Here is an 8,473-nt window from a genome sequence, read left to right on the forward strand (position 1 = left end):
CCCCCACCCCAGCACCAGACCACCCCGACAACACCAACTCACGCTCACCGCGATCCAGCAACGCCACCTCACCCACCACCACCGACGAATCGGCCACCAAAAGGCGGTCAAGAAGCGATTCGAGACGGGCGATGTGCCTGGCCATCTCGTCGGCGTTGTAACGGTCGGGGTTCCACGCGAACTGGATTCGGGGCCTACCGTCGACCGTTCTCGGATAGATGTTGAACGCAACGTCTTGCACGGGGAAATTGAAGACCTCGTAAGTCACTTCCGAAGGTCCGAAACGAAATGGCTCGGCGAAGGCCATCACGTTGATCACCGGCCCGAACTCGACGTTCATGTCAAGGCGGGCAGCATCGACAATCAAATCTGGCCAGCGCCGGAACTGTTGATGCCGCAGCGCCCCAATCAAATTCGTGCCGACCCGATCGGTCAATGCACCGATGCTCTCGCCGTCATCGACGCAGACGGGCAGTGGCAAGAGGTTCGACACCATACCCGCACATCTCTTCAGCGCGGCGGTCGTGCGGGCCGAAACCGCAAGCGACATGGAGACGTTCTGACGCCCCGTCGTTTTTGCGATGAAAGCCGCCAATGTGGCGACAGCCCTTGGGACATCGAATCGGTCCTGCTTGTCTTCCGACACGCTGCGCTTGCAGACCAGCTCATGCACTATCGGGTGGCGTGGCGCGATCGACCTTCGCGCACCCGCCAGGTCGGTGACGTCCAGTGGTCCGCGCACCACCGTTTTCCAGTACTCAGCATCGGCAGCACAGCGCGACGACTCCTGATACTTCAGATCCGCCGTGCGAATAAGCGCAAACTCGGAGAAGTCGACGACTTCGACGGTGTCGGGAACGGACCCTGAATAGACGGCAGCGATGTGCCGCATGAAATTATTTGCCCCATACCCGTCAAAGAGGACGTGGTGCCCCCGCAAATAGAAGTACGACAGATTGTCGGTGATCCGCAGTAAAGCCAAGTCGCACAGCCGGTCGCGAAGCGGGTCAAACGGCTGGCGGTAGTCGTTGTTCATCCAGCTGATCGCGGCGGCCGCCGGGTCACTCTCGACGCGCAGATCGATGCAGCGCAGTGTCTGCGGAATCGAGCGGTCGACGACGAAGACCGGTTCGCCGTCATTGAGAGATGGGCGGGCGCAGGGTGTGCCGAACCGCCGTGCTGCGGCTTGGCAAGCGGCGGTGAGCCTCTCGATGTCGACATCGTGATCGATCGCGACGTAACCGCCGAAGTTGTAAGAAACGTCGGGCTGAAGTAGTTGAGCGGTCCAGATCGCCCGCTGAGCGGCCGTCAAAGGTCCCAGGACGTCGGCTTGCGTACCGTAATTGAGCATAATGACGACGAACTTCCTATCTAGGCCGATGTGGGCATCGGACGTGCGGTGACGCCGGCATGGGAGGCCATGTCGTCGAGGGCTGGAACGACATCGGTTGTGGTCTCCTTTGTACGTCTTGGCAAACAACGGTTTTAACTTTTGATGGCCCGAAAAATGTGGCAAGGGGCGGCATTTCGTCAGCGGAGCATTCGAGGCTGACGACCGACGGACCATCGAGCCGCAGCGCCCGGCGAATCGCCGCGCTGAAGTCGTCGGCGTCCGTCACATCGACCGCTGGAAGCCCGGGGAACATAGCCGCGAGGCCGGCCCCGAGCTGACTCGCCGTGAACCGGTTATCACTGCGGCCATTGCGGTGAAACTGCCCTTCGCTGGTCACAGACATCGCGTGGGCGTTGTTATTGAACAAGACGAATGTCACCGGTAGCCGGTACTGTATTGCGGTGTGCACCTCCATGCCGTGCATGAAGAAGGCACCGTCGCCCGCGATCACCACGACACGCCCTTGCCGTGTCTCATCTTTGCCGCGGGCGAACGCCATCCCGATACCTGCGCCGAAGCTGTATCCCATGCCGCCCATGCCGAGCGCGACCGTGAACCTGCCCGTGCGTCGCACAGGTAGGTAATGGACCGCCGCGGCGCCGGCATTGCCGGCGTCAACGACAATGTCGACGTCACCAGGTAGCAGGCGATCGAGGACGTTCATGGCGTCCCGGTAGCGGATCCCCGGACCGTCGAATGGTGGCGGAGTCAGTTCCGTGCGCCATATCGCGTCTGGCACCCTAACCCCTCTTGGCCGCCCCCGACCGGTGAGTGCACTCGTCAGCATTCGCAAAGATGTACGTAGGTCGTCGCTGTCGACGTGCGGGCACGGGATGTACGGTGGCTCAGACCCAATCGAGACCGTCTGTGCGGTGGCCAGCGCATCGTCAAGGCCGGCGCGCGCGATCACCGGCAGCCGAGTCCCGACTACCAGGCACAGGGCGCTCCCGGCCACTGCTTCCGCCACACCGGGGTGGCCCATGACCCCGGTCACCCCAAGCGCCGACGAGGAACCGAAGCCGGGTGTGCCGGCGGCGTCTTTGGCATGAGGAACACACGCCACCCGCGCGCGAAGCACCGCGCGCAGTACCGCCAGCTCGGCTCGTGCATCGTCACGGACTACCTGCTCACCCGCGATGATGGTGATCGGCCCGTTCGCCCCCCGCAGCGCTTGAACGATCGGCTGCGGGTCACCGATAGCAGGGACCCGCTCGGCCGCATATCCATTCACGTGACCGTTGGACGGGGCGGACGCCTTCTGAATGTCTTTGGGTAGCAGCAATACCGCGGGGCCACCTGTGCTCGCCGCCGCCACGGCAGTCGGCAGAGCGTGGGCGATTTCGGCGGGGTCCAGCACCCGTCGGCAGAATATCGACACCTCGGAAAACAGCGCCTCGGCGTTCAGCGAGCCGTTGCGGCCGCTGGTGTCCTCGAAGCCGCCATGGCCGTCCGTCGCGGTCGACGGCTGACCCACCAATGCCAGTACCGGAACCCGGCTGGCAAACGATTCTCCGAGGCCGGGAATCAGATTCAGTGCACCCCCTCCGGATGTCGCTGCCATCACACCCAGAGCGCCACCGCTGCGGCTGTATCCGTCGGCCATTGCGGCTGCCGAGAACTCATGCTTGGCCAACACGGCGCTGATGTCCGAGCGCAAGCCGGCCGCGTCGTAAAGGTCCTCGATGTTGCAGCCGTCGACGCCGAAGATGTGGTCGACTCCGATTGCCGCGAGGTACCCGACGATGTGGTCGGCCACTCGTTGCCTCTGAGACATGATTTCAACCTCTGGAAACGTCGTAGGGGATCGCATACTCGAACCGGTCACCTGTTCGCATCTGGTCGTGGGCGAAACTGCTGCGGAGCCGGCGAGCTCATAAGACAAGCCATCCGGGCTGAGATCACCGAAGCGCGATCCACTGCACCGGACCGTCCGGCCGATCGTCCCACCGTGGAGTGGGTCGGCCGAGACGTGCTCTGTCGCGTCAGACGCACGGAATCGACTCGCGGGCGAAAGGCTTCGGATCGCGAGAAACCCCAAAAGCATTCTTGTGTAATGCGTTTAGCGTGTTCCGCGCGGTCCAAGTCGTAATTCACAACCACGAGGGGCCAACCGGGCATACCCGCTAGGCAGGATGTCATGGGCGGGAGTTTATGGTTCCTCGAGCGAACGTCATGAACCGATTGATCCGACTCAGGTGGTGCTCGCGCAGAGATCGAGTAGTGGCCGAGCCGGTAGTGCGTGTGAGGGCTCAGTCGCCGTGTCCTTGACCGTAAGTGTCACCAGGCGCTCGGGCGATCACCGATCATCGGAAGGATGCCCGAAGGGGCGCTGGACTCGTAGCTCGCACCGAAATCCCTGCTAAGGGTGTGCAGGGGCATCGTTCGGGTCTCGATTGACGAGGTCCGCTTATTGACTTCTGGGCGAACCACGCGGCAGCCGCGCGCTGATTATTGGGATGAGGCCCAAACGTCGGTGAATAGTGTTGGGTCAAGACGCATCTTGGATCGTCAGGTGTGGGTTCCTCCGCCGGTGCGCATGGAGATGACCACCGGTCGGCGATCTCGCGACCACGACGGGTGAAGGCGAGTACCCGGTTCTCCGCCACGTGCATCCCGCTCCGTCTCGCACGAACACCGCAAGATCGGATTCGTAGGCTTTCTCCGCACGCCGCAACGCGTAGCGACCACCCGGCTGACGGAGTCCTGGGGACCAGGGCGACGGAACGCTGGGGGCGGTGTCGAATCAACTACGATCTGCGCAGCCGGACGGCAGGCCACCGCGGGTGACCTGCCGAACCCGAGCCGCGGCACGGGACCTTTAACCCGAGGTCGTACAACGAGAGATCGGCGCCGAGCCAGGCTGGAAGCCAGGGGCTGTTGCCGCACAGTCGATCAGCCACTCTCGCAATTCGACGGCCTGACCAAAGGTTGCCTTCATGGCATCGCGTCCAGACGGTCGAATTCAGCCCGTTGGTAGAGCTTGGCGCAGGCGGTGCGCCGAACTTTGCCGCTGGTCGTAGTTGGAATGGAACCGGGTGTCACAAAGACGATGTCGGCGGCCCGCAGGCGGTGCGCGTTCGATATCGCTGAAATGACTTGGCACTTCAGCGAGCTGAGCTCCTGCATCTGGTCGTCGAGCGTGTCCCGCATTCTCACCTCGGCAACAGCGACCAGCCGCTCCGTTCCGTCAGCCGGCACAGCGATAGCTGCGACACGTCCCTTCGTTACCTGTTGAATGGTGGCTTCGATGTCATCCGGGTAGTGGTTGGTCCCGTGGATGATCAACAGATCCTTGATCCGGCCGATGATGAACAGCTCGCCATCCGAGATGACCCCTAAATCCCCGGTTCTCAACCAAGGGGCTTTCGGGGTATCGGGCCCCGGGCTGACCAGACTCGCGCTGAAGGTGCCCAGGGTTTCATCGGGCTTCTGCCAATATCCGTTTGCGACGTTGTCGCCGTGAACCCAGATTTCGCCGACCTTTCCGGCCGGATTCTCGGTTCCGCCTTCCGGGTCGACGATCCGCAGAACGGTCGAGCGGCAAGTACCGTGACCGATCAGGTGTACACCGCGGCCGGCGGTGTCACAAGCCTTGGCGTAGCCGCGGGACAGTTTTTCGTTGTCGAATCGGACGGTTTTCACCGGGCGCCCTGCGTCGGCACTGGCCACGTACACCGTTGCCTCCGCGAGCCCGTACGACGGCCGTATCGCCGTGTCTTTGAGACCGAACCGGGCAAAGCGGTGCATGAACCGCTCGACGGTGGCGACGTGAACCCGTTCTGCGCCGCTGGCGATCCCGAGCACGTTGCCGAGGTCATGGCCGGCCATCTCCTCGTCCGATATTCGCCACACTGCCAAATCGAAAGCGAAATTTGGCGCGGCGGAGAGCGTCGGGTGATCGGCGGCGAGCATTTGCATCCAACGAACCGGTCTGCGCAGGAAGGAAAATGGGCTCATCAATACCGCGCTGTGCCCGGTCACCAGGGACCCGCATACCCCCAGCAGCAGCCCCATGTCGTGGTAGAACGGCAACCAGGAAACCAGCCTCATCCCGGCCGCTCCCGTTTCCCCGATCAAGTCGGCGAATGCCTGCTGGACATTTGTGACAACGTTCTTGTGCGTCACGACGACACCGGCGGGCGCGCGGGTAGAGCCCGATGTGTACTGCAGATACGCGGGCCGCGAGGGCGGGCAGTGCACGGGCTGGGGCCGCCGAGGGACATCTAGATCCAGCGAATCAACCTCAATCAATAACGGGGCCGTCCCGCCGTTGAAGCTCTCCGCATACTTTGTTACTTCAGAAACGGCGCAAGACGTGGTGAGAATCGCCGAAGGCGCGCAGTCGCGCAACACGGCGGACACACGCTCGTCGTGGAGACCTACTTGCGGGATCGGCAACGGAACCGCGATCGCTCCGGCTTGGACTGCACCCAGGAAAGCAACGATGTATTCGAGCCCCTGGGGGGCCAGTATTGCGACCCGACTCCCATTCGAACCGCACATCGACAACTCGTCAGCAACGACCTGCGCTCGTTGCTGGACTTGCCGCCAGCTGAGTGTTTCGGCGATCCCCCTCGGGTCGACGTCGTATTCGATGAACGTATAAGCGGCCGCATCAGGCTGCCGGCTCGCTCGCTCCTGGAGCAAAGCGGTGAGCGAGGGCCCAGTCACGGTGAGCTCCTCAGTCGCTCAAGGTAGTTCTGCACCATCAGGTTTGGGGTTTCCAGTGCTGGCAGGGGCCCGCGTCTGGGCGGCTGACCGGAGTCGGGCGCGATAGCCGTCAAACGGCGCCAAGCGCCGCCCGTCGCGAACCAGCAAGAGGGCAGGGTGCCTCCTGCGACCCAAACACACCTCGTCCAAACCGCTTCGGCGGATCCGAGTGGTTTCGGATCGTGATCCAGGGTCTTGCGGGACCAACCGGCCTTGCCCTCCCGACTGAATGTCATGCGCGGGAGCGTATGGTCCCCCGACCTGACATGGTGGCCGGATTGACGTGAGTTGAGTGGTGAACGCGCCTACTTAGAGTAGTGCGGCAGACATCCACCGCGTTGAGGTCGCGCCCGCAAGTTCGGCGCGAACCCCTCGTTCGCGGTAATCGGTCACAGGACGATGTGACTTCGGTTTCGCACTGTGCGAGTGGCCTTTCCGCGCGGCGACGCGCCTTCGCGGGTCCTAGCCGGCCGCGTGGCGGTCATGCGGCTTGTCATTAAATGCCTCGTCACCTTGTCCCGGCGATGCGTGGAGGTCCGACTCATCCCGGTTTATCAGGTCAATGAGCTGATCACGATTGGTGATGCCGAGTTTGGCGAAGATACGGTACAGGTGTCCTTCCACCGTCCGCACCGAGATGAACAACCGGTCACCGATTTGGCGGTTGGACAAACCGGCGACGACGAGCATCGCGATCTGGCGCTCGCGACCGCTGAACGGTAGCGGCCGCGCCGCGGCCTCGAACGCCGGTGTGCGCAAACCGCATTGGCCCGCCAGCCGGTATGCCCAGATCGACGACTCGACTTCCTTGCCCCGGTCGTCGAGCCGAGCGTGTTCACCGGCCGCCTGGGCAGACGCGTCCGCGGCGAGGGCCAACGCGCCGAGTTCGACGAATCGCCGCGCGGCAGCGTCGAGTAGATCGCCGTCCTGGCGCGCCAGGGCGCGGGCATGGCCGGCGATCGCCTCCGCCAACGGCGTGTTCAAGATTGTGGCGAGTTTCTCCAACCGCGTGGCGTGCGACGAATCGCCGAAGCGCACCGCCGTATGACGTGCCTGCAACTCGATCGCATGCATTCCCCCGTTCTCCGCGATCTGCGCCGCTTGCACCGCGTGCGTTCGGGCGGCCGCCGTCTCGCCCACAGATGCGCGTTCCCAGGCCCGGGCGAGTTCGAGTTCGGGCAGAAACACCGCGACATGCGGTCCATAAGCTCTCTCCGCACTGGCCAACGCTGCGGCGGCCGCCGCACCGTCACTGTGAGCCCCTTCTGCCTGCGTCCACCAAGCCGCCACCAGCAGCAACAGCCCTGCTGGAAACTCGTGCGACAAAACCGATGTCGAGTCGTGTAGGACGGCGCGCGCGGCGGGAAGTGCGCCGCGGGCCAGGTGCACCAAGCCCAGCATCGCCTGCACCATGGCATCTGCCTCGGGCAAGCCGGCGGTCATGGCGGCGTAGCGCTGGCAGACACGTTCGGCTGCCGGATACTCACCAGCGGCCGTCAACGCCGCAACCTCAGCCAGCCCGCTGACGAATCGATATGGGCCCAGACGGCCGTGCGTCGTCGCCTCCCCCTGGTCAGCTATCTCCTGCACTTCGCGAGTCCGGCCAACCAGCGCCAACGCCCATGTCGTCGGCGTGATAGCCCATAGGACCGTCGAACTTGGCTGACCGATTGCGCACAGCGGCAACCCTCGCTCGATCGCCGTGGCGACGTCGCCGGTAAAGAACGCGAATGCCGACTCGATGGCTGTAACCAGACTCGCGCTTTCACCACACCTGGCGCGATGTTTCGCGTCGGCCAGTAATGCCCGTGCCTGCTCGATGTGCCCACAGTCGAAGAACAAGTTTGCAGCCCGCCGACACATCCACTGCACGATCAGCGACTCGTTGGCATCGTCAGGCTTGGCGTCGACAAGAACGATCTCGGCCTCGTCGGCGCGCCCCCGCCAACTTATCGCCTCCGCAAGCACCATTGCGGCTGGTAAGCCTGCGTCGCGGTCGACCGCGAATCTCGAAAGTTCTTCGGCCAGCGCGATGTCCGACATTGCCAGTGCGTCCGCCGCGGCCTCGATGACCACATTGAGGTCTGGGTCCAGATCGCTTCGCACCATGAACTGCGCCAGCCGGGTTCGGCTGCGCAGGTCTGGCGACCGCGCGCGTCGGGGTCCAGCCTGCGAGTGCTTTTGAAGACCTTGTGCCAGGCGGCCGTTGAGGTGCCGTGACCGCACGACGCCGGCGTGCCGGAGCGCCACCTCACCGATGACCGGGTCGTTCAGATGAGCCAACGTGTGCGAGCCATCGGCGAGCATTTGGATCAAGCCGCGGTGCTCTAGTCGCGCCACCGCGCCGGCGTCGCAGATGTCCCGCAGGAT

The 8,473-nt window shown here is 63.7% G+C and carries 4 protein-coding genes; all 4 read right to left on the minus strand.

Annotated features, from left to right (window positions below; translation table 11 throughout):
- Positions 1 to 1,351: condensation domain-containing protein (locus A5756_RS13620; protein ID WP_232005349.1), on the minus strand; the 1,351-nt coding region annotated here is incomplete at its 3' end.
- Positions 1,352 to 1,367: 16 nt separating this feature from the next.
- Positions 1,368 to 3,167 (minus strand): thiamine pyrophosphate-binding protein, encoded by a 1,800-nt coding sequence (locus A5756_RS13625; RefSeq protein ID WP_082948297.1) that lies wholly within the window; start codon positions 3,165 to 3,167, stop codon positions 1,368 to 1,370.
- 1,160 nt (positions 3,168 to 4,327) lie between these two features.
- Entirely contained in the window at positions 4,328 to 6,064 is a 1,737-nt protein-coding gene (locus A5756_RS13630) for an AMP-binding protein (protein WP_066953067.1), read from the minus strand.
- A gap of 501 nt (positions 6,065 to 6,565) precedes the next feature.
- Positions 6,566 to 8,473 (minus strand): helix-turn-helix transcriptional regulator (locus A5756_RS13635; RefSeq protein WP_066953069.1); only part of this gene is annotated, 1,908 nt, incomplete at its 5' end.

Origin of the sequence: Mycobacterium sp. 852002-53434_SCH5985345, from assembly GCF_001667155.1 — a bacterium.
Taxonomy (GTDB): Bacteria; Actinomycetota; Actinomycetes; order Mycobacteriales; family Mycobacteriaceae; genus Mycobacterium.

Excerpts from the sequence above, each read along its gene's own strand:
- A5756_RS13625 (WP_082948297.1), bottom strand. The coding sequence starts at position 3,167 with ATGTCTCAGAGGCAACGAGTGGCCGACCACATCGTCGGGTACCTCGCG.